The following is a 26260-nucleotide window of genomic DNA, read 5'->3' as shown; positions in this document are numbered from 1 at the left end:
CCGGGTCAATCTGTGAACAGATAGGTCAGAGGTAATCGCAAACTCCGCCGGTTTCACCCCCCGATCGCCACAAAGCCCAACTTCACCGCAGCGCCACGGCCCCTTCCCCTTCATCCTTTCTCAAATACCAATCCCGCCCCCACCTCACGGCCCAAGGCCGGGCACGGAGCGCAGCTCAAAAAGGGGCCTTGGCCCGCACCTTCGTCGATGCGCCACCCTGCGGATGGTTGAACCGCAACTCCTCGCTATGCAGCATCAACCGCGGAAAATCCCGCGCGGGCCCCGTGGCATAGAACGGGTCGCCCAAAATCGGATGCCCAAGCGCCAGCATATGCACGCGCAGCTGATGGCTGCGCCCGGTCTTGGGGAACAGCCGAAGGCGCGCAGTCTCCCCATCGTTCTTGACCATCTTCCAATCGGTCTGCGCGGGTTTGCCAGTCTCATGGCAGACCATCTGCCGGGGGCGGTTGGGCCAATCGACGATCAGCGGCAGATCGACACTACCGGATTTCTCCGCTGGCACGCCCCAGACCCGCGCGACATAGGTCTTGCGCGTCATGCGCTTTTCGAACTGCAACCCGAGGTGACGCTGCGCATGGGGCGTCAGGGCAAAGATCATCACGCCCGAAGTGTCACGATCCAGCCGATGCACCAGCAGCGCTTGGGGAAAGACCGCCTGCACCCGTGCGATCAGGCAATCGGCCAGATGTTCGCCCTTCCCCGGCACGCTGAGCAGCCCCGAAGGTTTGTCGACCAGCAGAACTTCGGCGTCTTCATGCAGAATGACCAACGGGTCCTGCGGCGGGTTATATTCGCTATCCATGGCTCCCCCTCGCAGATGCAGCCCCGCGGATCAAGCGGGGGCGTGGCCGTCAGGCGACGGCGGCGAAACTATCCTTGAGGATCGCGCTCAGCGCATCGGCATCGGCTTGGGTGAAAGCATTTGGCTGGTCGCTGTCGATGTCGAAAACCCCCAGCAACTCCCCCGCGCCGTTCCAGACCGGCAGCACCAATTCCGAACGTGTCGAAGAGGCGCAGGCGATATGGCCCGGAAAGGCATCGACATCCTCAACCAATTGCACCTCGCCCGTGCGCGCCGCAGCCCCGCAGACCCCGCGCGAAAAGGGGATCACGAGACAGCCGTGTCCGCCCTGATAGGGGCCAATCTTCAACAGTTCGGGCGCGGTCACCCGGTAAAAGCCGGTCCAGTCAAAACGGTCATCCGCGTGATGCACCTCGCAGGCGATGGTGGCCATCAGGGCCACGGCATCGTCTTCGTCCTCGGTCAGGGCGGCGATGGTCTTGGCAAGGGTTTGGTAGTCGACGGTCATGGCGATACTCTTATTGCAGACGGAAAAAGGGAGGCAGGCCGCCCCCCTTCGATAGGTTAAATGGCCCGAGGGCTCAGGGGCGTTCGATCGCGATGGCCGTGCCCTCGCCGCCGCCGATGCAGATCGCCGCGACACCGCGTTTCAGCCCGCGTTTTTCCAGCGCGTTCAGCAGGGTCACCATGATCCGCGCTCCCGAGGCACCGATGGGATGGCCAAGCGCGCAGGCGCCGCCGTTGACGTTCACGATATCATGGGAGAGGTCCATCTCATGCATGAAAGCCAGCGGCACGACTGCGAAGGCTTCGTTGACCTCCCACAGATCGACATCCTCTTTCTTCCAGCCGATCCGCTCCAGCAGTTTCTGCGCCGCAGGGACAGGTGCCGTGGTGAACAGCCCCGGCGCTTGGGCGTGGCTGGCGTGGCCGACGATGCGGGCGCGGATGGTCTGGCCGCGGGTCTTGGCAGTCTCCTCATCCGCCAGCACCAGCGCCGCCGCCCCATCTGAAATCGACGAAGAATTCGCCGCCGTCACCGTGCCGCCCTCGCGGAAGGCCGGTTTTAGCTGGGGGATCTTCTCGGGCCGGGCGCTGGCAGGCTGTTCGTCGGCGCTGACCGTGGTGCTGCCGCGGCGCGACCTCACCTCGACCGGGGCGATCTCATCTTCAAAGCCACCGCCCTCCTGCGCCTCGATGGCGCGCGACAGAGAGGCCAGCGCATAGTCGTCCTGCGTTTCGCGGGTGAACTGGAAGCGTTCGGCGCAATCCTCGGCAAAGGTGCCCATCAGGCGGCCCTTGTCATAGGCGTCTTCCAACCCGTCGAGGAACATGTGGTCGATCACCTGCCCATGCCCCAGCCGCGCGCCCCCGCGCATCTTGGGCAGGACGTAGGGCGCGTTGGTCATGCTCTCCATGCCGCCAGCGACCATCACATCGGTCTGGCCAAGCGCGATCTGGTCAAAGGCCATCATCGCCGCCTTCATGCCCGAGCCGCACATCTTGTTCAGCGTGGTCGCGGGCACCTCTTCGCCCAGACCGGCCTTGAACCCGGCCTGACGCGCGGGCGCCTGGCCCTGGCCTGCGGGCAGAACGCAGCCCATCAGCACCTCTTGCACCTCGGCAGGATCCGTCTTGCCCAAAGCCGCCTTGATCGCGCTGCCGCCCAATTCCGCGGCGGTCAGCCCCTCAAAGGCCCCCTGAAAACCGCCCATCGGGGTTCTGGCTGCACCGGTTATCACGACATTGCGCATCACGTTCTCCTAGAGTTGCACCGCATACCAGTTGGTAAGGTTTTACGGTTAATCACGTCTCGAACTTCAAAGTCTCGGGGCATGTTTATGGAAGTTTCCGCCAAAACAGAAGACCGCTTTTGCGTGGTCAGCGTGCTACATGACCGGATCGACGCCGCCGCGGCGCTGGAGTTCAAGGATGCGCTGCGTCGCGCCGCGGCCCATGCGCCGCCGGTGGTGATCCTTGATCTGCACCGGGTCAATTTCATTGATTCCAGCGGGCTCGGCGCGATCGTGGCGGCGATGAAACATCTGGCGCCGCAGCGCGCGCTGGTGCTGGCCGGGCTGACTCCGGCGGTGGAAAAGGTCTTTACCCTCACCCGGATGGATAGGGTCTTTGGCATCTTCCACACGCTTGACGCCGCCCTCACCGCGCATCGAGAATAGCGCGATGCGGCTCTCCGCCGCGCGGCCCGCGCTCTGCCCGTTCGAGATCACCGTTCACAGCGGCCCGCAGGCCGCGCGGGAGGCGCTTACGCTTTTGCTGGACGCGCTTAGCTGCCTTTCGCTCGGGGCCGAGGAGGTCTGCGTGGTGCGTTTGGTTGTCGCCGAAATGCTCAACAATATCGTCGAACACGCCTACCCCGACCCGCACCACCCCGGCCCCATCCATATCGCCTGCCATCACGCGCCCGACGGCCTGCACCTTGCCGTTTCGGACGAAGGGCTGCCGATGCCCGACCTGCAAGTGCCCTTGGGCCTGCCGCAAGAGATCGACCGCCCCGTTTGCGACCTGCCGGAAGGCGGCTTTGGCTGGTTCCTGATCCGCGATCTGGCGAAAGACCTGACCTATCGCCGCTTGGCGCAAGAGAACCGGATCGCCCTGCGGCTCCCGGTTGGCTTACCGCCGCGTTAACATCTGCGGCAGCGCGTCCCGCATATTTCCCAAAACGGCCCCGCTGGGATCACAATTGCGCCTTGGTTGTTGGTCATAAACGGTGCTGTAGCTGCATATGGCTTCCCTCGGTGCCGTGTTTAATAGCCCCCACCCAGTACGCGGTGCCGAGGAACTTTCCCCCGCATTGGCAGAACCGAGATCTCCGTCTAGGGTCACGCTGACGTAATTCAGCGAGGGGCAGCACATGCGCGATTTTCACCTTCCCGGCCGGTCACCGGTCTTGGCCACTAACGGCATCTGCGCCACATCCCATCCGCTGGCCGCGCGGGCGGCGGTCGATATCCTTGCGCGGGGCGGCAACGCGATGGACGCGGCCATCGCCGGGGCGGTGTTGCTCGGCATTTGCGAGCCGCAGATGACCGGGATCGGCGGCGACTGTTTCGTGCTCTACTCTCCGGCGGGGAGCGAGGAGGTCCATGCCCTCAACGGGTCCGGCCGCGCACCAGCGGCGCTGGATGCCGCCAAATTGCGGGACAGGGGCGAGCAGACGGTGCCGCTGCGCTCGGCGGATGCCGTGACCATCCCCACGGCCATCGACGCCTTCTGCCAGCTCTCCGAAAGCACCGGCAAACTGGGGTTGGACGCCCTGCTCGCCCCCGCAATCCACTATGCCGAGGCGGGGGTGCCCGTCGCCCCGCGCGTGGCCTTTGACTGGGCCACCGATGGCGGCACCCTTCAGAGGCGCGCGCGGGATCACTTCCTCATCAACGGTAAAACGCCCCGCACCGGCGACATCTTCCGCGCGCCGGGACAGGCCGAAGTGCTGCGCCGCGTGGCCGCGCAGGGCCGCGATGCCTTCTACACCGGAGAGATCGCCGAAGACATGATCGCCACCTTGCAAGCCGCAGGCGGCAGCCACAGCGCCGAGGATTTCGCCAAGGCCCACGCCGAGGTCACGACGCCCGTGTCAGGCCAGTACAAAGACCTCGAAGTGGTCGAACATCCGCCCAACGGCCAAGGGGCGACCGCCCTGTTGCTGATGAATATCCTTAATCACTTCGACATCGCCGGGATGGACCCGCTGGGGGCCGAGCGGCTGCATATCGAAGCTGAGGCCACCAAACTGGCCTATGACGCGCGCAACCGCTTTCTAGCCGACCCGGACCACACCACCCGGCTTGAACACATGTTGGCGCCTGAGACCGCCCGCGCCCTTGCGGCCCTGATCGACCCCAAACGCGCCATGGCTGCCGCCCCCCCGATCAGCGAGGCGGTGCATAAAGACACGATCTATATCACCGTGGTCGACGGCGACGGCATGTCGGTCTCGCTCATCTATTCGATCTTCCACGGCTTCGGTTCTGGCATCGCCTCGGACAAGTTCGGCATCCTGCTGCAAAACCGTGGCGCGGGTTTCACATTGGAGGAAGGCCACCCCAATGAGCTGAAAGGCGGCAAACGCCCGATGCATACGATCATCCCCGGCATGATCCGCGAGAATGGCCGTGTGACCATGCCCTTTGGCGTGATGGGCGGGGCCTATCAGCCCTGCGGCCACGCGCGCTTTGCCTCGAACCTCACCGATTTCGGCATGGACGTTCAAAGCGCCATCGACGCACCCCGCGCCTTTGCCGATGGGCAGGTGATGAAGGTCGAACGCGGCTTTGGCGACGATGTGCGCCAAAGCTTGAGCGATCTGGGCCATAAGGTCGAAGTGCCTGAAACCGCGATCGGCGGCGCACAGGCGATCCGCATCCGCAAAGATGGCGTGCTGGAGGGCGCGAGCGATCCGCGTAAGGACGGCTGCGCCTTGGGCTATTGATGAAGACCTCTGGCGGGCTGGGAAACGGCCCGCCGGGCTTAGTTCATCTGGAAATGCAGCGGATAGGCACCGTCGGTGAAGGGGCCGAACAGATCGGGGATATCGGGGTGGTCCACAGGCTCCCCCGAATAATCGGCCACGAGGTTCTGCTCCGACACATAGGCCACATAGTAGCTCTGATCGTTCTCGGCCAAGAGATGATAGAACGGCTGATCTTTCACCGGCCGGTTCTCTTCGGGAATCGCCTCATACCATTCTTCGGTGTTGGCGAATTCCGGGTCGACGTCAAAAATCACGCCCCGAAAGGGATGCTTCTTGTGACGGACAATCTGCCCGAGGTGATATTTTGCGCGTGTTCGTATCATAACATGCTGCCCCTACCCCTCGACGGTAGCCCTTTCAAGGGGCTTTTGTCCAATCACAGCGGCTCTGCACGGGGAAACAGACTGTGAACGCCGCGCCGACAGTGGGTTTGCGGCAGCCTACCGCCCGGGGGCGCAACTGCTCTGCCGGCCTCCTGCGAAATACCGCCTGTGCAGGGCTGCGCAGTCAGCGCAATACCGCCCAGACTGCCGCGCATTTTCCCAATTTAGTGATGTGATGGTGAGGGTGAATCGGTTAAACTCCTCCGAAAAAACGTCCCCTACCAAAAACGAGAGGCGAGAGGCAGATGAGCAAGCATTTTTGCGCAATGATGATCGTACTGCTGGTGGCATCCTGCGGCGGCGGGCCTCAAACGGCCCCGCGTGATCTGGATAACGCCTGCACGATCCTGAAAGATCACCCCGACTACCTGCGCGCATTCCGCGCGACCGAGCGGAAATGGGGTGTCCCCATCCACGTTCAAATGGCCACCATCCACCAAGAGAGCAAGTTCGTGGCGGATGCCCGGACGCCGTTCAAATATGTGCTGGGTGTGATCCCAATGGGCCGCCAATCCAGCGCCTTTGGCTATTCGCAGGCTTTGGACGCGACATGGGATGAGTATCTGGAATCCGAGGGCCGCTGGCGCGCCAAACGCGACCGGATTCGCGATGCGAGCGATTTCATGGGCTGGTACATGAACCTGACGCGGGAGCGGAACGGCGTCTCGCTGCATGACGCCCGCAACCAATACCTCGCCTATCACGAGGGGCACACGGGATTTTCCCGGCAAAGCTACAACAGCAAGGCGTGGCTGGTCGGCGTCGCGGGCAAGGTCGAATCCCGCGCCAAACTCTATCAACGGCAGATCGCCGGTTGCCGTCTGGGCCGCTGGTAAACCCGCCCACTCCAATGCAAAACGCCCCGGCCTGATCAGCCGGGGCGTTTTTTGTTTCAACAGTGCCGCTTAGCGTCTGCCGCCTGCCCGTGCGCCCGCGGTGTCGAACAGGCTGTTAGAGATATTGCCCCCCACCTGCATGTCGCCCAGCACAACGGTCGTGGCGCTGCCGTTGCCATCGTTGATGATCCACTGACGCAGCTGCACCGGGTTGCCGGTAAACTTCATCTGGATGTTGCCATATTGCGGATTGGCGGGGTCTTGGGCCGTGACCGTGGTGGCGGTGCCGTCATAGCTGTGGCCCGTCACCATCTTGGCGCGGCCCAGATTGACGTTGTCGGCCAAGATGATCGACAGCGGTGTTCGCGCCAGCGGATAGGTCTCAGCCGGTTGGTTCGACTTCTTGTCGTAGATCACGACCGTATTCGCCCCCGCGACGACCAGCCCGGAGTCCGGCGCGTTATATTCGAAACGTACCTTGCCGGGGCGTTTGATATAGATCGTGCCCGTGCTGATCGACCCGTCGTCGTTGATCTGGGTAAAGTCGCCCTCGGCGGTGCGAAGCTGGTTCAGGTAGCCCGAGATCTCGTTCAGCGACAGTTGCTGCGCCGCCGCCGCGAGGGGGGCCGATACGGCCAGTCCAACCGCCAGAATCGCAGAAGTAAGTTTACGCATGTTGTTCGTCCTGTGTTGCCTCACGTTCTGACATAGGGCGGGCGGGCGTGATATTCGATATCAGGGCGCGGTTTTTCGCTATCGCCCGCCCTGCCCCATAGAAAAACACCGCCGGGAGGGTGGCCCGGCGGTGTTTTTGATTGTCGTTCCCGAGAGGGGGGAGAGGCAGACCTATGCCTGTTCCGGCACCAGAATCTCACGCTTGCCGACATGGTTCGCCGGAGAGACCAGCCCCTCTTCCTCCATCTGCTCGACCAGTCGTGCGGCTTTGTTATAGCCGATCGCCAGTTTGCGCTGGATGTAGGAGGTGGAGCATTTGCGGTCTTTGATCACCACCTGCACGGCAGTGTCATAAAGCGCGTCTTCGCTATCGGTATTGCCGCCAAGGCCCAGCACCGCGTCGATGTTGCTTTCCTTATCCTCGGACGGCCCTTCGACCACGCCCGAGACATAATCCGGCTCGCCGAATTGCTTGAGGTGGTTGACGATCTCTTCGACCTCTTCATCACTCACGAAGGGGCCGTGGCAGCGGGTGATCTTGGCCCCGCCTGCCATATACAGCATGTCGCCCATACCCAAGAGTTGCTCGGCGCCCATTTCGCCCAAGATAGTGCGGCTGTCGATTTTCGATGTCACTTGGAAGGAAATCCGCGTGGGGAAGTTCGCCTTGATCGTGCCGGTGATCACGTCGACCGAGGGGCGTTGTGTGGCCATGATTAGGTGGATGCCGGAGGCCCGCGCCATCTGTGCCAGACGCTGGATGCAGGCTTCGATCTCCTTGCCCGCGACCATCATCAGGTCGGCCATCTCGTCGACGATGACGACGATATAGGGCAGCGCCTCGGGGGTGTTTTCCTCAGTCTCGAAGATCGGCTCGCCGGTGTCCTCGTCAAAGCCGGTCTGCACGGTCCGCGAGAACATCTCGCCCTTCGCCAGCGCCTCGCGGACGCGGCCGTTGTACCCTTCGATGTTGCGCACGCCCATCTTGGACATCTTGCGATAGCGCTCTTCCATCTCGCCCACGACCCATTTTAGCGCCACGACGGCCTTCTTGGGGTCGGTGACGACCGGGCTCAGCAGATGCGGGATGCCGTCGTAGACCGACAGTTCCAGCATCTTGGGGTCGATCATGATCATCCGGCATTCTTCCGGCGTCAGCTTGTAGAGCAACGACAGGATCATCGTGTTGATCGCCACGGATTTACCCGAGCCGGTGGTCCCCGCGATCAGCAGGTGCGGCATCTTGGCGAGGTTGGCCACGACCGGGTCGCCGCCGATGTCCTTGCCGAGCGCCAGCGGCAGGCGATGGTTGCCGTCGCCGAAGTCGCGGCTGGAGAGAATCTCGCGCAGGATCACCTTCTCGCGGTTCTCGTTGGGCAGTTCGATGCCGATCACCGAGCGGCCCGGCACGGTGGAGACGCGCGCCGAAAGCGCGGCCATGGAGCGGGCGATGTCGTCTGCCAGACCGATCACGCGGCTGGCCTTGAGGCCCGGCGCGGGTTCGAGTTCGTACATGGTGACGACGGGGCCGGGCCGCACGGCGACGATCTCACCTTTCACGCCGTAGTCGTCGAGCACGGTTTCCAGCATCCGCGCGTTTTCCTCCAACGCCTCGTCGCTGAGGTGCAGGCGCTGCACGCTCTCGGGGCTTTCCAGAAGGCTCAGCGGCGGCAGTTCGAAACCGGGGTGCGTGTCGTCAAAGGTCAGGGTGGGCTGCGCTTCGACCTGTGCCTGTTTCGAGGGCTGGACGGGTTTGCGGGCGGGCTGCTGCACCACTTTGCGCGGCTCCGCCACGGGGATTTTCATCGCCTCAGGCGCGGGCGCCTGCTGCAACGGCAGGGTCTCAGACGCCACAGTGTCTTCGTAAGGCGCGGCCATCGGCGCCTGCGCTGCCGGTTCCTGAACCATCGGCTCTGGCGTCGGGGCAGGCGCGGGCTGGGCCTGCGGCCTGCGCAGCAGCGGCTCGGGGCGCAGGGTGGCCGGTTCGGCGGTCAAGGGCGGTTCGGCACGCAGCCCGGCGGGCTGGGCGGCGGGCTGGCTGGTGTTCAGCACGAGCGGGTCCGGCCCACGGCCCCGGCCCTTGGTCAAGGGCGCGGTCGTCGGCGTGTGGATCGCATTGGCATGGCGCACGCGGTTCTTGATCACGTCGGCGATCTTGCTTTTGATGCGATCTTCGCCCGGTGTCTCATCCACTATGGCGTCGCTGTAGGTCTCGATCAGTTCCGGCTCAGGCATGTCGTCTTCGGGTTCGGGCCGTTTGATCAGCCCGGGCATCCGACCGAACAGGCTGCGCGGTTCGGCTTCCGGCTCGGCCACCGGGGCGTGCTCTGCGGCATAGCTCTGCTCGGCTTCCTGCGCGGCCCAGGCTTCGGCGTCTTCGGCTTCCTGACGGCGGCGCTCACGACGTTCGGCCTGACGGGCCGAAAGGTTCTGCGCGGCCACGACGGCCCCATTGGCCCCGCGGCCCAGAAGGGTCATCAGCCCGGCATAGGCCATGATCAGACCGACCAGCAGGAACCGCGCAATGCGGAACAGCTCGGCCTTGGTAAAGCCCAAGACGAAGGCGCCCAACGCGAGGATAGCGACGCCCATCAAAAGCGACATCAGCTTGACCGTCAGGGTCGAACCGATGGGCAGGATCGTCAGTAGCGCGCCCATGACGGTATCGCCAAAAAGCCCGCCCAGACCGAAGCTATGGGTCAGCAGCCATTCCTGACCGGGGGCCAGTGTCGCGGCGTAGATTGCCCCAAGTGCCACGGCGATGGGGGCAAAGATCAGCCGCCCAAGCGCGCGGTCATCGCCCTGATGCAGCGCGAAACGTCCGCCCCAGAACAGCAGGACGATGGCGATGCCCCAAGCGCCCCAACCGACGATCATGAACAGCGGCGCAGCGATAGAGGCACCGATCCGGCCCATCCAGTTTTGCACCGGCGCATCGGTCGAGACCATCCAGTTGGGATCGTCGGGCGTGTAGCTGCCGATCATCATGGCGGCCATGATGCCCAGCATGATCAGCGCCAGCCCCAGCAGTTCACGACCGCGCTTTTCGATTGCCTCGGCCATGTTGCTGTCTAGCAATGGATCGCGTCCCCGTGTCTGATATGCCATGTCGTCCCTCGCTTATGCCGAATACAGACAGTCGCGGATCGCTTCCAATCCGCGCGTCGTTTCGTCTTTTGGGGCCACCAAGGCGACCCGAATGTAATTCTGGCCGGGGTTCCCCCCGGCGACGTTCTGCGCCAGATAGCTGCCGGGCAGCACCCGCACGCCGGTCTCGCGCCAGAGTTTCAGCGCCGCGGCCTCGTCATCCTCGACCGGAAGCCAGAGGAAGAACCCCGCCTCGGGGCTCACATAGCCCGGCACATTGCCAAAGATGCGGTCGGCGATGGCGTATTTCTCTTGATAGAGCGCGCGGTTCTCTTCCACATGCGCCTCATCCGCCCAAACGGCGGCGGCGGCCTGCTGCAAGGGCAGCGGCAGCGGCGCGCCCGCGTAGTTGCGCAACTGTTTGATCTGGCGCATCGTCTCGGCCCCGCTGGCGGCAAAGCCTGACCGCAGCCCCGGCAGGTTTGAGCGTTTCGACAGCGAGTGAAAAATAACCACGCGGTTGCGGTCGGTGCCCAGTTCCTTGACCACCTCCAACGCGCCGGTGGGCGGCGTGTCGCGGTAGATCTCGGAATAGCATTCATCGGCGAAGATCAAAAAGTCATACTTCTCGGCCAGCGCGATCAGATCGGCCCAGTAATCGCGCGAGGCGACAACGCCCTGCGGATTGGCGGGGGAGCAGAGATAGGCCGCCGTCGTGCGGCGCAGCACCTCTTCGGGCAGGCTCGCGAAATCTGGCAGATGCCCGGTCTCGGCAGTGGCGGGCACCATGATCGGGTCCGCCTCACCGGAAATCGCGCCGATCATATAGACTTGGTAGAAGGGGTTCGGCATCAGGATGGCCGATTTCTCCCCATTCTTGGTGGGCGGGCAAAGCGCGATGACGGCGTTATAGAGCCCTTCGCGCGTGCCGTTCAGGGCCATCACCTCGCTGTCGTGGTCCATCTCGACCCCGTAGCGGCGGGCGATCCATGCGGCAATCGCCGCGCGCAATTCGGGCGAGCCGTCGTTCGGCGGGTATTTGTTGAACCCTGCGGCGTGTTTCGTGATCTCATCGGTCACCCATGCCGGAAACGCATGTTTCGGCTCGCCAATGGTCATATGGATCGGCGTGCCGCCGCCCTCATGCCCGTCAAGCAATGCGCGCAGGCGCGGCCACACGTGGGCCGGAAGGTTCGAAAACCGCTCGGTATACATCATCAAAACTGCCTCGGATCGGGATCATTCGCGCCCCGTTTGCCCCAAGGTACCCAAGGGCGCCTCTCCCGTCCAGAAAAACCGGGGAGTTTTGCCGCCCTTGTGGCTTTTCGGTCGTGCGGTCTTAGGCCTCGCGCAGGGCCGCTTCAGCCGCTGCACCAAGGCGCAAAAGCTGTTCTTCGGCCCCCGGCGCGCACATCAGAGAAATGCCGCAAGAGGGCGTATCGGTCGGCAAGGTAAGCGCGCAAAGCCCCATGAGATTCGCGACTCGCGTGTTGCGCAAGGACAGGAGATTCTGCGCAAGGTAGTAGTCGTGATCGCTGTTCAGCCGTTCGATGTTCGGCGGCAGCATGGGTGCAGTGGGCACCAGCACGGCGTCATAGCCCGCCACGGCCCGGTCATAGCCTGCCCGCGCCAGATCGAGCTTGGCCCAAGCGGCAACGTAATCGGGGCCGGAGAACCCCTTACCCAACCGGAAACGCTCAAGAATTTCGCTGAACATGGCATCGGGGTCGGCTTCGATCACATCACGCCACAGCCCATAGGCTTCGGTGGTGTAGAGACAGGAACTTAGCGGCATCGCCTCTTCGACTTCGGGCACGGCGATCTCGTCAACCGTGGCACCGGCCTCGCGCAACCGCGCTACCGCCGCTTCAAAAGCGGCTTTGGGCTCATCGGAAAGCTCATCCATGACAACATTGGTCAGCACCGCGAAACGGCAGCCCTCCAACTCGCTCTCTTGCAGATCGGCAGGCTTGCCCCCCTCCAAAGCCGCGAGCAGCAGCGCCGCGTCTTCGACCGAACGGCAAAGCGGGCCAACCGTGTCGAACTTCGCCGCCAGCGGCACGGTCCCGGCAAGGGAGACACGGCCTGCGGTGGTCTTGAGCCCCACCAGATCGTTCCACGCCGCCGGAATGCGCACCGACCCGCCGGTATCCGACCCGATCGCCGCCGCCGCCAAGCCAAAGGCGACCGAGGCCGCCGCGCCTGAGGACGACCCGCCCGAGACGCTGTCCGGCTCGTTGACGCAGGGCGGTGTCGCAGTGCTGGGGTTGTGGCCAAGGCCCGAGAAGGCCAATTCGCTCATATGCGTTTTGCCCAAGCAGACCAGCCCCAAGGCCGTCGCGCTGGCGAGCACTTCGGCGTCGCGCTCAGGAACGCGACCTTCCAGCAGTTTGGAGCCCGCCTCGGTGGCCGTTCCGGCGGTATCAAAGAGGTCTTTCCAAGAGATCGGCACCCCGTCGAGCGGCGACAGGCGCTGGCCGTCGCGGGCACGTTCAGCCGACGCGGCGGCTTCGGCCCGGGCGCGGTCAGGGGTGACGCGGGCATAGATACGGTCGCGCATCGGATGTGCGTCGATGGCATCAAGATAGGCATCGCAAAGCGCCACCGGGTCGATATCGCCCGCCGCGATCCCGCGCCCCAGCTCCGCCGCCGTCATTTCCAACCATTCTTGCATGTCATGCCCCTTACCGCTGTTCTTGGCGAACCTAGCGACCGTTCGGCGCATGGACAATCCCCGCGCGCAGGTCATATCTAGGGCCATGGATTTTGACCACGATATCGCGATCATCGGCGGGGGACTGAACGGCCCCGCCCTTGCCTTGGCCCTCACCCGCGCGGGATTGCGCGTGGCTGTGATTGACGCCCAGCCCGCACAGACCTTTGAGAACGCCGCCTTCGACGGGCGCGCCTATGCGCTGGCGCTGACCTCGGTCAGGTTGATGGAGGGCATCGGCATCTGGCCCGATATCGCGGGCGACGCCCAGCCGATGCTGGAGATCAAGGTCACCGACGGGCGCGCCGGAACCGGCCCCTCTCCCATGTTCATGCATTTCGACCATGCCGAGATCGAAGAAGGCCCGATGGGCCAGATGGTCGAAGACCGCCATCTGCGCCGCGCGCTGCTGAAAGCGGCGGCCGCCGATCCGGCGATCACGATGATGAACGACACCCGCGTTACGGGGCAATCGGTGGCGCCGACCGGCATCACTCTGACACTTGAGGGCGGCAAGACCCTGCGCGCAAGACTGGCGGTGGGGGCCGATGGCCGCGGCAGCGGCACGGCGGAACGCGCGGGAATCAAGCGTGTCGCATGGTCCTATGGTCAGACGGCGCTGGTCTGCGTGGTGGATCACGAAAAGCCGCACCACGGCATCGCGCATCAATTCTTCATGCCCCCCGGCCCGCTGGCGATCCTGCCGCTGACCGGCAACCGCTCGCTGATCGTCTGGAGCGAAGCGAGCGCCAATGCCGCCGCGATCAACGCCCTGCCGGATGCGCAATACCTTGAGGTGCTGCGCCCGCGCTTTGGCAGTTTTTTGGGGGAGCTTTCGCTGACCGGCCCGCGCTACAGCTATCCGCTGGGCCTGTCGCTGGCCCATTCCATGACCGCCCCGCGCGTGGCGCTTTTGGGCGACGCGGCCCATGGGGTGCATCCCATCGCCGGTCAGGGGCTGAACGCGGGCCTGCGCGATGTGGCAGCCTTGGCCGAGGTGATTGCCGATGCGGTTCGCCGCGGGGAAGACCCCGGAAACGACGCGGTCCTCGCGCGCTATCAGGAATGGCGGCGCTTCGACAATGCCAGCCTGGCGCTGGCGACCGACAGTTTCAACCGACTGTTTTCGAACGATAATGCGCTTTTGCGGTTGGCCCGCGACATGGGCATGGCCGCAATCAACGCCCTACCCGGCCTGCGCCGAACCTTTATCCGCGAAGCCGCAGGGCTGACGGGGGAGCTGCCCCGATTAATGCGTGGCAAGCCCCTTTAACGGAGCGGCGGGGCGTTACAGCCTCCGCGCTTCGTCCGGCAGCATGACGGGAATGCCGTTGCGGATGGGATAGGCCAGTCCGGCGGCTTTCGACACCAGCTCTTGCTTTTCCGCGTCATAGGTCAGCGTCGTCTGCGTGCGCGGGCAGATCAATGCCTCCAGCATCCGGCGGTCGAATTGAACGGTCGCATCCGTCATTGCATCAAGCCCTCTTCCTGACCGCCGCGCATCGCGAATTCGATCAATGTCACCAATGTCTCCCGCCGGGTCTCCAGCGAAGGCGCCTCCAGCAGCGCCTGTTTATCCTCGGCCTCGAACTCCAGCATCATCGACAGGGAGTTGATCAGCAACTCATCTTCGGCATCTTTCAACGTGTCCCAATCGGCGGAAAGGCCGCGGCTGTCGAAATAGCGCCCCAGAAGGTCAAGAAACCGCGCCCGGTCAAAGCTGTCGTCGACCTCATCCTCACCCAAGTCACGGTCAAAGCCCGACCAATTCACATCGCAGCGGCGATAGGGGGAAAAGCCCTCGATCTCCTCCACCACGCGAAAGCGCGAGACGCCGCCAAGAGTCACCATATAGCGGCCATCCTCGGTCTCGGAAAACTGGGTGATGCGGCCCGCGCAGCCGATCTGGTGCAGCCCATGGCCGTCACGGCCGGGCAGTTCGTTGGGCTGGACCATGCCGATCAACCGCGTGTCGGTCTTGAGCGCGTCTTCGATCATCTGAAGATAGCGCGGCTCGAAGATATGCAGCGGCAGCCGCGAGCGGGGCAGCAGCAGCGCCCCTGCCAACGGAAAGATCGCAATAGTCTTGGGCAGTTCTGCTGGCTTGATCATGACAAGGGACTTAGCGCGACCGACGCCTCAGGCAAATATCATTGATGACAGTTTGCGACGGCCATTCAGCACCACCGGATCATTGGGCTTAAGTGCCTCGAAAATAGTGAAAAGTTGCGCCTTGGCGGCGCCTTCATTCCACTCCCGATCGCGGCGGAAGAGCTCTAGCAGGTGGTCGACGGCAGCTTCGGCATTGTCATGGGCATAGAGCGCTTGGGCCAGATCGAAGCGCGCCTGATGGTCGTCGGGGTTGGCCTCGACCTTCTCGGTCAACTCGGCTACGGGGCCGGCATCGGCGGCCTGATGCGCCAGTTGCAACTGGGCATGGGCGGCTTCAAGTTCGGGGGCTTTGGAGATTTCGATCGGCGCGCCGTTCAGCAGCGCCTCGGCCTGATCCAAGGCGCCCATGGCGATGTGAGACCGAACCATGCCGCCATAGGCAGGCGCGTTCATCGGGTCTTCTTCGAGGATCGCGGCAAAGGTCTGCGCCGCGTCGGTGGCGGCCCCTTCGGCCAGCATCTCTTCGGCGGCGGCGACGGCATCGGCCAGCGTGTCACCGGGCGCTTCGCCGCCCCCCGCTTTTACCACACGGTCGACGAAGGCTTTGATCTCGGACTGCGGCAGCGCGCCTTGGAAACCGTCAACCGGCTGACCTTTATAGAAGGCATAGACCGTGGGGATTGATTGGATTTGCAACTGACCGGCGATATTCTGGGCCTGATCGACGTTGACCTTCACCATCTTCACCGCGCCTTTGGCCGCGCGCACGGCGTCTTCCAGCATCGGGCCAAGTGTCTTGCAAGGGCCGCACCACGGCGCCCAGAAATCAACGATGACCGGCACCGTTTGCGAGGCATCGACCACATCAGCCATGAAGGTCGCCTCGGTCGTGTCCTTGATCAGATCGGCATCCGCAGGGGCGGCGGTGGAAAGGTTCAGGTCGGTCATGCTGTTATCCTCGCTAATCGCGTTTGGCCTTATATGGACGTGCGGGGGCGCGATTCAAAGGTCAAAACTGGCAAAAACCGGCGCGTGGTCGCTGGGTTTCTCCCAACCGCGCGCATCGCGGACGATGTGGCTGGAGTGCCCGGCTTGCGCGATATCCGATGTGGCCCAGATATGATCCAGCCTGCGGCCCTTGTCAGCGGCATCCCAATCGGCGGCGCGGTAGGACCACCAGCTATAGAGTTTGCCCTCCGGCACATCCTGCCGCGTGATGTCGACCCAATTGCCCGCATCCTGCACCGCGCCAAGCGCTTCGACCTCGACCGGGGTGTGGCTGACGATCTTTAGCAGCTTTTTGTGATCCCAGACGTCATCCTCACGCGGGGCGATGTTGAGGTCGCCCACAAGGATCGACTTCTCGGGCTTGTCGCCATGGAACCAGTCGCGCATCTCAGAGAGGTAATCGAGCTTTTGGCCAAACTTCTCATTGATCTCGCGGTCGGGTTTGTCGCCGCCTGCGGGGACGTAGAAATTGTGGATCGTTGCGCCATTCTCCAGCTTGGCCGCGACATGGCGGGCGTGGCCCAGCATGGCGAAATCCTGATCGCCCGCATCCACCAGCGGCAGTTTCGACAGGATCGCCACCCCGTTGTAGCCCTTCTGCCCCCGCGCGACCATATGGGTGTAGCCCGCCGCCTTGAACGCCTCGACCGGGATCTTGTCCACGGGGCTTTTGCATTCTTGCAGGCAGAGGACATCCGGCCCGTGTTCGGCCAGCAGTTTCAGCACCAAAGGCTCGCGCAGGCGGACGGAGTTGATGTTCCAAGTGGCGAGGGTAAAGGACATGGGGGAGGCTCCGGTCTGGGGGTGGTTCGGCACAGTAACGCGGGCGGCGCGGGGGTGCCATGCGGAAATGGGGCTTCCTTGCGGTGAGGGCCATCGCCTGCGGCTTGATTCCAGTCCAGGGCGACGATCTCCCCCCCCAAAAAAAAGACCGGGCACAAAGGCCCGGCCAGTCCAACAGGGAGGTATGTACCTTTACCCGGGTACAAAAGTCGGGCTTCAAACCGAGGTGCGGGTCATGAAAACCCCGCCTCTCAGGTATTCCAACCACGGGGGTCGGAATTGGTTCCCGGTTTTTATGCCATCAGGCGATAGCCACCGGATTCCGTCACCAGCAAACGGGCGTTCGAGGGGTCAGGCTCGATCTTCTGCCGCAGGCGGTAGATATGGGTTTCAAGCGTATGGGTCGTGACGCCCGCGTTATAGCCCCAGACCTCATGCAGCAGCACATCGCGCGGCACCACACCGTCATTGGAGCGGTAGAGGAACTTGAGGATATTGGTCTCTTTCTCGGTCAGACGCACCTTGCGGTCGTCCTCCGTGGTCAGCACCTTCATCGCGGGTTTGAACGTATAGGGCCCGAGCTGGAACACCGCATCTTCGGACTGTTCATGCTGGCGCAGCTGCGCGCGGATGCGGGCCAGAAGGACGGGAAATTTGAACGGTTTGGTGACATAGTCATTCGCCCCGGCATCAAGGCCGAGGATCGTGTCGGCATCGGTGTCATGGCCCGTCAGCATCAGGATCGGGCTTTTCACCCCCTGTTTGCGCATCAGGCGGCACAGCTCGCGGCCATCGGTATCGGGCAGGCCCACGTCGAGGATGATGAGATCGTAAAGCGCTTCTTTCGCCTTGGTCATCGCCTCGGTGCCATTGGCCGCTTCGAAAACGTCGAAATCCTCGGTCATGATCAACTGCTCGCTCAGCGCTTCGCGCAGGTCATCGTCGTCATCGACAAGCAGGATTTTCTTAAGCTGGGCCATCTGTCTCTCCGTCTGTTGTCTTATACATGCGCCTTGGGCGATGCCCGGACAAGGGATGTGACCGCTGTCTCACAGCCTCGTGTCAACAAAGCGTGAAATGTTTCAATTCCTTGCGATATAACCTAGATAGACGGGGAAGCCTTTGCGGAGTTGCAACAAACCATGAGTTTCGCCCCGGACATCACCGAACAACTGGCGCGTGCGCGGGCCGATCTGCGCATGGGCGTGCCCGTGGTTCTGGCCAATGGGGCGCAGGCCGCCCTCGTGCTGGCAGCAGAGACGCTGACCGCACAGCGCCTTGCGGATGTGCTGGCCTTGGGCGGTGCGCCGATGCTGGCGATCACCGCACGGCGGGCTGAAACGCTCAAGGCGCGGGCCTATGATGGCAATCTCGCCCGGGTGCTGCTGCCTGAGGGGGCGACACCTGCTTGGGTGCAAAGCATCGCCGATCCGGCGGATGACCTGCGCGCCCCGATGAAAGGGCCACTTCAGACCGCGCGAGGCGGCGATACGGCGGCGCATCGCGCCGCGATTGATCTGGTGAAAGCCGCCCGGATGCTGCCCGCCGCACTGGTGCTTGATCTGCCGCAGGGGGCCGATTTCGCGCGGACGCATGGTCTGACCTTGATCGACCTTACCGCCGCCGCCCCGATCCTTGCCGAGCGCAGCGCGCTGCATCCGGTGGTGAACGCCCGCCTGCCGATGGAGGTCTCCGAGGCCGGGCGCCTGCATATCTTCCGCCCCGAGGATGGCGGCGAAGAGCATTACGCCATCGAAATCGGCCGCCCTGCCCGCGACACGCCGGTGCTTTGCCGCCTGCATTCGGCCTGTTTCACCGGCGATTTGATGGGCAGCCTGAAATGCGACTGCGGCCCACAACTGCGCGCCGCGCTGGCGCAGATGGGCGGCGAAGGGCATGGTGTGCTTTTGTACCTCAACCAAGAGGGCCGCGGCATCGGTCTTGCCAACAAGATGCGGGCCTATTCCCTACAGGATCAGGGATTTGACACGGTCGAAGCCAATCATCGGCTAGGGTTCGAGGATGATGAACGCGACTTCCGCCTCGGCGCCGACATCCTGCGCTCGATGGGGTTCTCCGCCGTGCGCCTGCTGACCAACAACCCCCGCAAAGTGGGCATGATGGAGCAAAGCGGCATTGCCGTTAACGAGCGTGTCCCGCTGGCCGTGGGCGAGAACCGCCACAACAGCGCCTATCTCGCCACCAAAGCCGCGAAATCGGGGCATCTGCTATGACCCCGAATGACATGGTGCTGACGCCGACGGGGCTGCGGTTTCAAGGGCGGCGCTATGCCTGTAGTATCGGCAAGGGCGGGCTGACCGATGGCAAACGCGAGGGCGATGGCGCCACGCCGCGCGGGGTGCATCGTCTGGTGGGAATGCTCTACCGGCCTGACCGCATCCCGGCGCCAAGCGCTTGGGCCCAACCGATCGGTCCGGGCGATCTGTGGTCCGACGCCAGTGGCCAACCCGACTACAACCACCGCGTCCGCGCGCCCTACCCCCATAGCCATGAGACCCTGCGCCGCGCCGATCCACTTTACGATCTGGTGATCCTGACCGACTGGAACTGGCCCGACGCCACGGCGGGCCGCGGCTCTGCGATCTTCATTCACCAATGGCGGCGACCCGGCTATCCGACCGAAGGGTGCATTGCTTTTGCACGGAGCGACCTGCATGAAATCGCCGCGCATGTGGGTCCGGCAACGCGGCTGATTATCCGCTAACCCGTTCGCCGAAGATGGCGGAGCCCACACGCACATGGGTGGCGCCCAGTGCGATGGCCTGCTCGAAATCGCCGCTCATGCCCATCGACAAGCCGGTCAGATCGTTGCGCGCAGCGATCTTGGCCAGCAGCGCGAAATGCAGCGACGGCGCCTCATCCACCGGCGGGATGCACATCAGCCCCTTGATCGGCAGGTCGAGCGCGCGACACTCGGCAATGAACGCATCCGCGTCGCGGGGCATCACCCCGGCCTTCTGCTCTTCCTCGCCCGTGTTTACTTGGATGAAGAGGTCAGGGCAGCGGCCAATCTCCTGCGCCAGCCGCGCGATGGTCTTGGCCAATTTGGGGCGGTCGACCGTGTGGATCGCCTCGGCCAGTTCCATCGCCTGCCGGACCTTGTTGCTTTGCAATGGGCCGATGATGTGCAGGTCGATGCCGTCAAAATCCTCGCGAAAACCGGGCCATTTGCCCGCCGCCTCTTGCACGCGGTTCTCTCCGAAAGAGCGGTGCCCCTCTTCCAAGACCGCACGCACACGCGCATCGGGCTGAACCTTGCTGACGGCGATCAGCTTGACCGACCCCGCCGCGCGGCCTGCATCAGCTTCGGCTTTCGAGATGCGGTTTTGGATGTCGCTCAGACTCATTTTCGGCCCTCCATGTCAGGCGCGCAGAAAACAACAGCAGTGGGCAAAAGAAAAGGGGCAGACCGAAAGGCCTGCCCCAATATTCACAGTCTGTCGTTCAACTTAGAAGTTGAAGCGAACACCCATGTCGGCAACGGTGTGACCCTGGAAGAATTTTGCAACGCCACCACGGAGGGACGTGCCGCCACCCAAGTCATGGTTAAAGTCAACACCATAAGAGTTGTTGCTCGTGGGGTTACCGAAGTAGGTTTCCGCATCGGAGACATAGAACTCGATATTAGTCGCGTCGCTGACGTCGTAACGACCGGCGAGCGTCCAGTGGTCGCCGTTCGCACCATTATCGGCATAGGCTAGGCTCACATCAACTGCGCCAAGAGAACCACCGGCCGACGCTAGCCACTCGGTGTCCGTTGCTGAGTTGGAGTCCTGGCCACCCAGCGCGAATGTCCAGCCGCTCCAAGTATAGGCGACATGTGCCGCCACGCGGTCGCGAGCACCCTCCGACGCCGAAACATGCACCGACAAGTCGCCGAAGGAATACATAACTTCAACAGCGTTCTGGAACGGCGCACCAGTACCGGCGCTGCCAGCCGATGCACCTGCGCCATCGGAATCGTAGAAGTCGGCACCGTACTGATAGGGCGAGTATTGGTACTCAAGACCGGTCAGGCCGAGGTCGATGGGATACATGCCGGGCATAGCTTCGATCGCGCCGTAAATGTTTCCAACGCCGACTTCTAAACCACCGGAGCGGGCGAAAAAGCGCGGTGCGTTGATACCGGTGCCAGAGTTGGCTGCATCGTCGACTTCATCGTTTTCTTGTTCGATGCGAACACGCGCACCAAAAACCACGCCGGTATCGGACTCTGCTGTTGCATCCAACTGCAGACGGAAGCGGTACGTCAGGTCGGTGGAGCTGTCTCCCGTTCCATCATCACCAAATGTTTGCGCAAGCCCATCTGGCCCTGCCGCACTGGAATACAGGATACCAAAACGGCCGTAGCCGCCGAATGTTACGTCTGCTGCTGCTACACCGGCGGTCGCAACCAGGGCTGTTGTAGCGAAGAGAACTTTTTTCATGAGTTTTCCCTCGGTTTGAATTCATATGCCCAGACCGGGGAATCCGGTAAGGGTATGAAGGGTGTTTGCCCCCGATGACCTGCACTTGGCAAGGTTCACGCAGCCTTCCCTCTCAATGTCGCCATGGTTGGTGCAGCTATGCCACAGTTTTTCCGACCAGACACCGGGTTAGGCCGTATTTGCCTCGGTTCAGCCGTGGAACGCAGACCCGACATAGACCTTGCCGATAAGGGCCTGCTTGGATAGACCGGAGCGCAAACAGGCAAAGGAAAGCTGCAATGGCCCTTCGTACCGCTTGCAAGATAGCGATCTCCGTTCTGGCGCTCAGCGCGCTTGCCGCCTGTGGTGGGGGCTTTGGCAGCCCTGCCACGGAACGGCCGGATCAGTACACCAACCCCAACAACCCCAATAACATCGAGACCAACCCCGAGAATACGATTTGGTCGATCTTTAACCGCGGCAATGCCGACACCAGTGTTTCGGTGAACAAATACCTATGGTCGGCCTCGCTTGAGGTGCTGAACTTCTTGCCTGTGCAGTCGGTTGATCCTTTCACCGGCGTTATCGTCACAGGTTACGGCACGCCGCCCGGCGGTGGCCAAGCGTATCGCGCCACGGTGCTGATCGACGATCCGGCACTAGATGCACGCTCGCTCAATGTCGCGCTGCAATCCAGCGGCGGGCGCCCTGTCGCCAAGGCCACCTCTCGCGCGGTGGAGGATGCGATCCTCAGCCGGGCGCGCGAGATGCGCATCGCTGACAGCAAGTTCTAAGCCCGCTGAACGCAACACGTTTCCAACGCCGGGCCTTGTGAAAGCAGCAGCCCGGCGTTTTTCATGTCACGAAGGTCCCCTCATGCCCCGCTATACCCCCGCCGAGATCGAAGCCCGCTGGCAGCAAGCCTGGGAAAAGGACGGCATTTTTCAGGCCGTTCGCAACGCTGATAAGCCGAAATACTATGTGCTTGAGATGTTCCCCTACCCTTCCGGGCGCATCCACATGGGCCATGTGCGCAACTACACGATGGGCGACGTGATCGCGCGCTACAAGATCGCGACAGGCCATAACGTGCTGCACCCGATGGGCTGGGACGCCTTCGGCATGCCCGCCGAGAACGCCGCCATGGCGATCGGCGGCCATCCGGCGGACTGGACCTATGACAACATCGCCGAGATGAAAAAGCAGATGAAGCCTTTGGGCCTCAGCATCGACTGGAGCCGCGAGATCGCCACCTGCCATCCCGGCTACTACGGCCAGCAGCAGGCGCTGTTCCTCGATTTCCTCGAAAAGGGTCTCGTCTACCGCAAGAACGCCGTGGTGAACTGGGATCCGGTCGACATGACCGTGCTCGCCAACGAGCAGGTCGAGAACGGTTGCGGCTGGCGTTCCGGTGCACCGGTGGAGCGGCGCGAGCTGACGCAGTGGTTTTTCAAGATTTCCGACCACTCCGAGGAGTTGCTCTCGGCGCTCGACAGTCTCGACAACTGGCCCGCCAAGGTGAAACTGATGCAGGCCAACTGGATCGGCAAGTCGCGCGGATTGCAGTTCGCCTTCTCCACCGTGGACGCCCCCGAGGGGTTCGACCGGATCGAGGTCTATACCACCCGCCCCGACACGCTGCTTGGCGCCTCCTTCGTCGGCATTTCGCCCGACCACCCGCTTGCCAAGACGCTGGAGCGCGACGATGAGAAGATCGCCGCATTCTGCGCCGAATGCCGCAAGGGCGGCACCACCGAAGAGGCGATCGAAACCGCCGAGAAGCTCGGGATGGACACCGGCATCCGCGTGAGGCACCCCTTTGACACCGCGCAAGAGCTGCCCGTCTATATCGCGAACTTCATCTTGATGGATTATGGCACCGGTGCGATCTTCGGCTGCCCGGGCCACGATCCGCGCGATTTCGACTTCGCCAGCAAATACGACCTGCCGATCATCTCGACCTTCCTGCCATCCGAGGATGCTTCGCCTGAGCTCGACGCCGCTTTCGTGCCGCCGAAGACCGAAAAAGTATTCTACAACCGCGGCTTCGCGGGCGATCCGTGGCAGACCGGCGAAGAGGGCGTCGACGCCGCCATCGCCTTTTGCGAGGAGAACGGCATCGGCACCGGCGTCACAAAATACCGCCTGCGCGACTGGGGCCTCTCGCGCCAGCGCTACTGGGGCTGCCCGATTCCGGTTGTGCATTGCGACGCCTGTGGTGTCGTGCCGGAAAAGAAAGAAAACCTGCCAATCGAGCTTCCTTACGACGTCAGCTTCGACACGCCGGGCAACCCGCTCGACCGGCACCCGACATGGCGCAACTGCGCCTGCCCCGCCTGCGGCAAGGATGCGCTGCGCGAGACCGATACGATGGACACTTTCGTCGACAGCTCGTGGTATTTCGCCCGTTTCACCGCGCCGCGTGCCGAGACGCCGACCGTCATGGAAGACGCGCAATACTGGATGAACGTCGATCAATATATCGGCGGCATCGAACATGCGATCTTGCACCTGCTTTACTCGCGCTTCTTCGCCCGTGCGATGCAGATCACCGGCCATCTGCCCGAAAGCGCGGTGGAGCCGTTTGACGCGCTCTTTACCCAAGGCATGGTGACCCATGAGATCTACCAGACCCGCGACGATAATGACCGCCCGGTCTATCACCTCCCCGAAGAGGTGACCGATGGCAAACTTGCCGATGGCACCGAGGTTGAGATCATCCCCTCCGCCAAGATGTCGAAGTCCAAGAAGAACGTTGTCGACCCGCTGCACATCATCTCGAACTACGGCGCCGATACCGCGCGTTGGTTCGTGCTGAGCGATTCGCCCCCCGAGCGGGACGTGGAATGGACAGCCTCCGGCGCGGAAGCCGCCTATAAACATCTCTCGCGCGTGTGGAACATCTGTGACCGCGTGGCCGAGATGGACCGCGAGGCGGCGGGCTCGGGCGACGACGAGTTGCTGCGCGCCATGCATAAGACGATCCATGACATGACCATGGGCATCGAATCCTTTGGCTTTAACGCCGCGATTGCCAAGCTCTATGCCTTCACCGCGACCTTGCAGAAGTCCAAGGCGGGCTATGCCGCGCAGCGCGAAGCGATCATGACGCTGGCGCAGCTGATGTCGCCGATGACCCCGCACCTGTCGGAAGACATTTGGGCGCATCAGGGCGGCGAAGGGCTGATCGCCAAGGCCCCATGGCCCAAAGCGGATGAGAAGATGCTGGTCGACGACACCGTGACCCTGCCGATCCAGATCAACGGCAAACGCCGGGCGGAAATCCAAGTGCCCGCCGATATGCCGAAGGAAGAGGTTGAAAAAACCGCGCTGGCGCATGAAGCTGTCATTCGTACGCTGGACGGGGCCACGCCGAAAAAGGTCATCGTCGTGCCCGGACGGATTGTGAATGTCGTTGCCTAAGACCACCCATATGCGCCGCCGCTTCCTGCTGGCCCTGCCCCTACTGGCGCTTGCCGCCTGCGGGTTCGAGCCGGTCTATGGGCCCGGCGGCGCAGGCACGGCGTTGCAAAACCGTGTGTTGGTGGACGCGCCGGAAGATCGCTTTGGCTATTTTCTGGTGCGCGAGGTGGAAAGCCGCCTTGGCCGCGCGGCCACCCCCCGCTGGGGGCTGGCGCTGACCACCACCACGGTCGAAGACGGGCTGGCCATCGACAGCGAAGGCAACACGCGGCGCTACAACCTTGTCGGCACCACCGCCTATGCGCTGCGTGACCTCGACAGCGGGCAGATCGTGACCTCGGGCAAGGTCGAAAGCTTCACCGGCTATTCCGCCACCGGCACCACCGTGGCGACCCGCGCGGCGGAACTGGACGCGCAGGAACGTCTGATGACCATCCTCGCGGACCTCGTGATCAGCCGCCTTTATGCGGCAGACCTGCCCCAATGAAACTGACCCCACGCGAGGCAAAACCCTATTTCGCGCGGCCTGATCCCGCGCGGACGGGGCTGTTGATCTATGGCAGCGACGCGATGCGCGTGGCGCTGAAACGGCAGGAATTCCTGAAAAACCTGCTCGGCCCTAATGCCGAAGAGGAAATGCGCCTCAGCCGCATGTCCGCGGGCGAGCTGCGCCGCGATCCGGCGATGCTGCTGGACGCGATCAAGGCTGTCGGCTTCTTCCCCGGCCCGCGTGCCGCGCTGGTGGAAGAGGCGAATGACAATATCGCGAAAATCCTGCTCGACGCGCTGAAGGAATGGCAGCCGGGCGATGCGCAGATCGTGGTCACCGGCGGCGATCTCAAGAAGACCTCGAAGGTGCTGAAGGCCTTTGAGAGCCACCCCAACGCCTTTGCCACCGCGATCTACGACAACCCGCCCGACCGGGCCGAGATCGAGCAGATGCTGAAGGACGCGAAGCTCACGCCTGAGGCCGACGCCATGGCCGCCCTGACCGATCTGGCCCGCACCCTCGACCCCGGCGATTTCCGGCAAACGCTGGAGAAGATCACGCTCTATAAACTGAGCGACAGCAGCAACATCGGGCTGGATGACATCGCCGCCTGCGCCCCCACCTCGACCGAGGCCGAGGTCGACGACATCCTGCATGTGGTGGCCGAGACCCGCGCCGCCGAGATCGGCCCGGTGATGAGCAAGCTGCAAGGCCAAGGCGTGAACCCGGTGACGCTCACCATCATGGCGACCCGGCATTTCCGCACCCTCTACCGCATCGCCGCCAACCCCGGCGCGCCGATCTACGGCGTGCGCGACCGCGACCGTGCGATGCGACAGGCGCGCAACTGGGGCGCGGTAAAGCTGGAAACCGCGCTGGCGGTGCTGACCGAGACGGACCTCAAGCTGCGCTCCGCAGGCCAGCACGCCCCGGCGTTGGCGCTGGTCGAACGGGCCTTTATCCGTCTCGCGATGCTGGGCGCACAACGTTGATTTTGGGAGAGGA

General features: G+C 63.3%; 26 protein-coding genes. 11 read left to right on the top strand and 15 right to left on the bottom strand.

Going from position 1 to position 26260, the window contains the following annotated elements:
* Nucleotides 1-175: 175 nt before the first annotated feature.
* The 3 genes from ACGYLQ_RS12365 to ACGYLQ_RS12355 form a co-directional block, all read right to left on the bottom strand.
* Nucleotides 176-823 carry a pseudouridine synthase gene (locus ACGYLQ_RS12365; RefSeq protein WP_394430804.1) on the bottom strand — a complete coding sequence of 216 codons (648 nt, stop codon included), beginning with the start codon at nucleotides 821-823 and terminating at the stop codon, nucleotides 176-178.
* A gap of 49 nt (nucleotides 824-872) precedes the next feature.
* Entirely contained in the window at nucleotides 873-1331 is a 459-nt protein-coding gene (locus ACGYLQ_RS12360) for a GAF domain-containing protein (protein WP_394443251.1), read from the bottom strand.
* Nucleotides 1332-1404: 73 nt separating this feature from the next.
* Nucleotides 1405-2577 carry a thiolase family protein gene (locus tag ACGYLQ_RS12355; RefSeq protein ID WP_394443250.1) on the bottom strand — a complete coding sequence of 391 codons (1173 nt, stop codon included), beginning with the start codon at nucleotides 2575-2577 and terminating at the stop codon, nucleotides 1405-1407.
* An 87-nt stretch (nucleotides 2578-2664) separates the two neighbouring features.
* Between ACGYLQ_RS12355 and ACGYLQ_RS12350 the strand changes: the two genes are divergently transcribed.
* The 3 genes from ACGYLQ_RS12350 (at nucleotide 2665) to ACGYLQ_RS12340 (ending at nucleotide 5276) form a co-directional block, all read left to right on the top strand.
* Nucleotides 2665-3003: an STAS domain-containing protein gene (locus ACGYLQ_RS12350; RefSeq protein WP_067266757.1), complete on the top strand. Its 339-nt coding sequence runs from the start codon at nucleotides 2665-2667 to the stop codon at nucleotides 3001-3003.
* Between the two features lie 4 nt (nucleotides 3004-3007).
* On the top strand, nucleotides 3008-3472 hold the full coding sequence (locus ACGYLQ_RS12345; RefSeq protein ID WP_394443248.1) for an ATP-binding protein: 465 nt from the start codon (nucleotides 3008-3010) through the stop codon (nucleotides 3470-3472).
* 226 nt (nucleotides 3473-3698) lie between these two features.
* The gene (locus ACGYLQ_RS12340) at nucleotides 3699-5276 is read left to right on the top strand and encodes a gamma-glutamyltransferase family protein (protein WP_394443247.1); all 1578 of its coding nucleotides are present in this window, start codon (nucleotides 3699-3701) and stop codon (nucleotides 5274-5276) included.
* 38 nt (nucleotides 5277-5314) lie between these two features.
* Here ACGYLQ_RS12340 and hspQ read toward each other — a convergent pair whose 3' ends face one another.
* Entirely contained in the window at nucleotides 5315-5641 is a 327-nt protein-coding gene (gene hspQ / locus ACGYLQ_RS12335; protein WP_067261750.1) for a heat shock protein HspQ, read from the bottom strand.
* A gap of 305 nt (nucleotides 5642-5946) precedes the next feature.
* Here hspQ and ACGYLQ_RS12330 point away from each other — a divergent pair, with 305 nt between their 5' ends.
* On the top strand, nucleotides 5947-6537 hold the full coding sequence (locus ACGYLQ_RS12330; RefSeq protein WP_394443246.1) for a lytic transglycosylase: 591 nt from the start codon (nucleotides 5947-5949) through the stop codon (nucleotides 6535-6537).
* 69 nt (nucleotides 6538-6606) lie between these two features.
* Here the strand turns inward: ACGYLQ_RS12330 and ACGYLQ_RS12325 are convergent, their stop codons facing one another.
* From ACGYLQ_RS12325 to ACGYLQ_RS12310, 4 genes are all read right to left on the bottom strand, one after another.
* Nucleotides 6607-7212 carry an outer membrane lipoprotein carrier protein LolA gene (locus ACGYLQ_RS12325; RefSeq protein WP_067261746.1) on the bottom strand — a complete coding sequence of 202 codons (606 nt, stop codon included), beginning with the start codon at nucleotides 7210-7212 and terminating at the stop codon, nucleotides 6607-6609.
* A 171-nt stretch (nucleotides 7213-7383) separates the two neighbouring features.
* Nucleotides 7384-10320: a DNA translocase FtsK 4TM domain-containing protein gene (locus ACGYLQ_RS12320; protein ID WP_394443244.1), complete on the bottom strand. Its 2937-nt coding sequence runs from the start codon at nucleotides 10318-10320 to the stop codon at nucleotides 7384-7386.
* A gap of 12 nt (nucleotides 10321-10332) precedes the next feature.
* Nucleotides 10333-11517: an aminotransferase class I/II-fold pyridoxal phosphate-dependent enzyme gene (locus ACGYLQ_RS12315; protein WP_394443243.1), complete on the bottom strand. Its 1185-nt coding sequence runs from the start codon at nucleotides 11515-11517 to the stop codon at nucleotides 10333-10335.
* Nucleotides 11518-11638: 121 nt separating this feature from the next.
* Nucleotides 11639-12973: an amidase gene (locus ACGYLQ_RS12310; RefSeq protein ID WP_394443241.1), complete on the bottom strand. Its 1335-nt coding sequence runs from the start codon at nucleotides 12971-12973 to the stop codon at nucleotides 11639-11641.
* A gap of 85 nt (nucleotides 12974-13058) precedes the next feature.
* Between ACGYLQ_RS12310 and ACGYLQ_RS12305 the strand changes: the two genes are divergently transcribed.
* Nucleotides 13059-14285, top strand: a complete 1227-nt coding sequence (locus ACGYLQ_RS12305) for an FAD-dependent monooxygenase (RefSeq protein ID WP_394443240.1) — start codon at nucleotides 13059-13061, stop codon at nucleotides 14283-14285.
* A 15-nt stretch (nucleotides 14286-14300) separates the two neighbouring features.
* Here the strand turns inward: ACGYLQ_RS12305 and ACGYLQ_RS12300 are convergent, their stop codons facing one another.
* From ACGYLQ_RS12300 to ACGYLQ_RS12280, 5 genes are all read right to left on the bottom strand, one after another.
* On the bottom strand, nucleotides 14301-14483 hold the full coding sequence (locus tag ACGYLQ_RS12300; protein WP_271692896.1) for a Trm112 family protein: 183 nt from the start codon (nucleotides 14481-14483) through the stop codon (nucleotides 14301-14303).
* Nucleotides 14480-15124, bottom strand: a complete 645-nt coding sequence (locus ACGYLQ_RS12295) for an LON peptidase substrate-binding domain-containing protein (protein ID WP_067261736.1) — start codon at nucleotides 15122-15124, stop codon at nucleotides 14480-14482. Before ACGYLQ_RS12295 ends, ACGYLQ_RS12300 begins: the two co-directional genes overlap by 4 nt.
* A 27-nt stretch (nucleotides 15125-15151) precedes the next feature.
* The gene (trxA, locus tag ACGYLQ_RS12290; RefSeq protein ID WP_394443239.1) at nucleotides 15152-16072 is read right to left on the bottom strand and encodes a thioredoxin; all 921 of its coding nucleotides are present in this window, start codon (nucleotides 16070-16072) and stop codon (nucleotides 15152-15154) included.
* Nucleotides 16073-16126: 54 nt separating this feature from the next.
* Nucleotides 16127-16915 carry an exodeoxyribonuclease III gene (locus ACGYLQ_RS12285; protein ID WP_067261733.1) on the bottom strand — a complete coding sequence of 263 codons (789 nt, stop codon included), beginning with the start codon at nucleotides 16913-16915 and terminating at the stop codon, nucleotides 16127-16129.
* 293 nt (nucleotides 16916-17208) lie between these two features.
* Nucleotides 17209-17895 (bottom strand): response regulator transcription factor, encoded by a 687-nt coding sequence (locus ACGYLQ_RS12280; protein WP_067261731.1) that lies wholly within the window; start codon nucleotides 17893-17895, stop codon nucleotides 17209-17211.
* Between the two features lie 162 nt (nucleotides 17896-18057).
* On the opposite strand from ACGYLQ_RS12280, the gene ribA reads away from it, so the two are divergent.
* Entirely contained in the window at nucleotides 18058-19149 is a 1092-nt protein-coding gene (gene ribA / locus ACGYLQ_RS12275; RefSeq protein WP_394443237.1) for a GTP cyclohydrolase II, read from the top strand.
* The gene (locus ACGYLQ_RS12270; RefSeq protein ID WP_394443235.1) at nucleotides 19146-19640 is read left to right on the top strand and encodes a L,D-transpeptidase; all 495 of its coding nucleotides are present in this window, start codon (nucleotides 19146-19148) and stop codon (nucleotides 19638-19640) included. Before ribA ends, ACGYLQ_RS12270 begins: the two co-directional genes overlap by 4 nt.
* On the opposite strand, the gene ACGYLQ_RS12265 is transcribed toward ACGYLQ_RS12270, so the two are convergent.
* Entirely contained in the window at nucleotides 19630-20283 is a 654-nt protein-coding gene (locus tag ACGYLQ_RS12265) for a YggS family pyridoxal phosphate-dependent enzyme (RefSeq protein ID WP_394398761.1), read from the bottom strand. The genes ACGYLQ_RS12270 and ACGYLQ_RS12265 overlap by 11 nt on opposite strands.
* 102 nt (nucleotides 20284-20385) lie before the next feature.
* A complete protein-coding gene (locus ACGYLQ_RS12260) occupies nucleotides 20386-21363 on the bottom strand; it encodes a porin (RefSeq protein WP_394443233.1) in 978 nt (325 codons plus the stop codon).
* A 278-nt stretch (nucleotides 21364-21641) separates the two neighbouring features.
* On the opposite strand from ACGYLQ_RS12260, the gene ACGYLQ_RS12255 reads away from it, so the two are divergent.
* The 4 genes from ACGYLQ_RS12255 (at nucleotide 21642) to holA (ending at nucleotide 26247) form a co-directional block, all read left to right on the top strand.
* Entirely contained in the window at nucleotides 21642-22136 is a 495-nt protein-coding gene (locus ACGYLQ_RS12255) for a DUF3576 domain-containing protein (protein WP_394398757.1), read from the top strand.
* Nucleotides 22137-22218: 82 nt separating this feature from the next.
* Nucleotides 22219-24765 carry a leucine--tRNA ligase gene (leuS, locus tag ACGYLQ_RS12250; protein ID WP_394443232.1) on the top strand — a complete coding sequence of 849 codons (2547 nt, stop codon included), beginning with the start codon at nucleotides 22219-22221 and terminating at the stop codon, nucleotides 24763-24765.
* Nucleotides 24752-25252: an LPS assembly lipoprotein LptE gene (gene lptE, locus ACGYLQ_RS12245; RefSeq protein WP_271688836.1), complete on the top strand. Its 501-nt coding sequence runs from the start codon at nucleotides 24752-24754 to the stop codon at nucleotides 25250-25252. The genes leuS and lptE overlap by 14 nt, the downstream gene beginning before the upstream one ends.
* A complete protein-coding gene (holA, locus tag ACGYLQ_RS12240) occupies nucleotides 25249-26247 on the top strand; it encodes a DNA polymerase III subunit delta (protein ID WP_394443231.1) in 999 nt (332 codons plus the stop codon). Before lptE ends, holA begins: the two co-directional genes overlap by 4 nt.
* Nucleotides 26248-26260: the final 13 nt, after the last annotated feature.

The sequence above is a fragment of the Sulfitobacter sp. 1A12779 genome (genome assembly GCF_043557315.1).
GTDB classification, from domain to species: domain Bacteria; phylum Pseudomonadota; class Alphaproteobacteria; order Rhodobacterales; family Rhodobacteraceae; genus Sulfitobacter; species Sulfitobacter faviae.
The sequence above is the reverse complement of the archived record's forward strand: the minus strand, read 5'-3'. Positions and strand labels throughout refer to the sequence as shown.

Excerpts from the sequence above, each read along its gene's own strand:
- ACGYLQ_RS12365 (WP_394430804.1), bottom strand. The coding sequence starts at position 823 with ATGGATAGCGAATATAACCCGCCGCAGGACCCGTTGGTCATTCTGCAT.
- ACGYLQ_RS12360 (WP_394443251.1), bottom strand. The coding sequence starts at position 1,331 with ATGACCGTCGACTACCAAACCCTTGCCAAGACCATCGCCGCCCTGACC.
- ACGYLQ_RS12355 (WP_394443250.1), bottom strand. The coding sequence starts at position 2,577 with ATGCGCAATGTCGTGATAACCGGTGCAGCCAGAACCCCGATGGGCGGT.
- ACGYLQ_RS12350 (WP_067266757.1), top strand. The coding sequence starts at position 2,665 with ATGGAAGTTTCCGCCAAAACAGAAGACCGCTTTTGCGTGGTCAGCGTG.
- ACGYLQ_RS12345 (WP_394443248.1), top strand. The coding sequence starts at position 3,008 with ATGCGGCTCTCCGCCGCGCGGCCCGCGCTCTGCCCGTTCGAGATCACC.
- ACGYLQ_RS12340 (WP_394443247.1), top strand. The coding sequence starts at position 3,699 with ATGCGCGATTTTCACCTTCCCGGCCGGTCACCGGTCTTGGCCACTAAC.
- hspQ (WP_067261750.1), bottom strand. The coding sequence starts at position 5,641 with ATGATACGAACACGCGCAAAATATCACCTCGGGCAGATTGTCCGTCAC.
- ACGYLQ_RS12330 (WP_394443246.1), top strand. The coding sequence starts at position 5,947 with ATGAGCAAGCATTTTTGCGCAATGATGATCGTACTGCTGGTGGCATCC.
- ACGYLQ_RS12325 (WP_067261746.1), bottom strand. The coding sequence starts at position 7,212 with ATGCGTAAACTTACTTCTGCGATTCTGGCGGTTGGACTGGCCGTATCG.
- ACGYLQ_RS12320 (WP_394443244.1), bottom strand. The coding sequence starts at position 10,320 with ATGGCATATCAGACACGGGGACGCGATCCATTGCTAGACAGCAACATG.
- ACGYLQ_RS12315 (WP_394443243.1), bottom strand. The coding sequence starts at position 11,517 with ATGATGTATACCGAGCGGTTTTCGAACCTTCCGGCCCACGTGTGGCCG.
- ACGYLQ_RS12310 (WP_394443241.1), bottom strand. The coding sequence starts at position 12,973 with ATGCAAGAATGGTTGGAAATGACGGCGGCGGAGCTGGGGCGCGGGATC.
- ACGYLQ_RS12305 (WP_394443240.1), top strand. The coding sequence starts at position 13,059 with ATGGATTTTGACCACGATATCGCGATCATCGGCGGGGGACTGAACGGC.
- ACGYLQ_RS12300 (WP_271692896.1), bottom strand. The coding sequence starts at position 14,483 with ATGACGGATGCGACCGTTCAATTCGACCGCCGGATGCTGGAGGCATTG.
- ACGYLQ_RS12295 (WP_067261736.1), bottom strand. The coding sequence starts at position 15,124 with ATGATCAAGCCAGCAGAACTGCCCAAGACTATTGCGATCTTTCCGTTG.
- trxA (WP_394443239.1), bottom strand. The coding sequence starts at position 16,072 with ATGACCGACCTGAACCTTTCCACCGCCGCCCCTGCGGATGCCGATCTG.
- ACGYLQ_RS12285 (WP_067261733.1), bottom strand. The coding sequence starts at position 16,915 with ATGTCCTTTACCCTCGCCACTTGGAACATCAACTCCGTCCGCCTGCGC.
- ACGYLQ_RS12280 (WP_067261731.1), bottom strand. The coding sequence starts at position 17,895 with ATGGCCCAGCTTAAGAAAATCCTGCTTGTCGATGACGACGATGACCTG.
- ribA (WP_394443237.1), top strand. The coding sequence starts at position 18,058 with ATGAGTTTCGCCCCGGACATCACCGAACAACTGGCGCGTGCGCGGGCC.
- ACGYLQ_RS12270 (WP_394443235.1), top strand. The coding sequence starts at position 19,146 with ATGACCCCGAATGACATGGTGCTGACGCCGACGGGGCTGCGGTTTCAA.
- ACGYLQ_RS12265 (WP_394398761.1), bottom strand. The coding sequence starts at position 20,283 with ATGAGTCTGAGCGACATCCAAAACCGCATCTCGAAAGCCGAAGCTGAT.
- ACGYLQ_RS12260 (WP_394443233.1), bottom strand. The coding sequence starts at position 21,363 with ATGAAAAAAGTTCTCTTCGCTACAACAGCCCTGGTTGCGACCGCCGGT.
- ACGYLQ_RS12255 (WP_394398757.1), top strand. The coding sequence starts at position 21,642 with ATGGCCCTTCGTACCGCTTGCAAGATAGCGATCTCCGTTCTGGCGCTC.
- leuS (WP_394443232.1), top strand. The coding sequence starts at position 22,219 with ATGCCCCGCTATACCCCCGCCGAGATCGAAGCCCGCTGGCAGCAAGCC.
- lptE (WP_271688836.1), top strand. The coding sequence starts at position 24,752 with ATGTCGTTGCCTAAGACCACCCATATGCGCCGCCGCTTCCTGCTGGCC.
- holA (WP_394443231.1), top strand. The coding sequence starts at position 25,249 with ATGAAACTGACCCCACGCGAGGCAAAACCCTATTTCGCGCGGCCTGAT.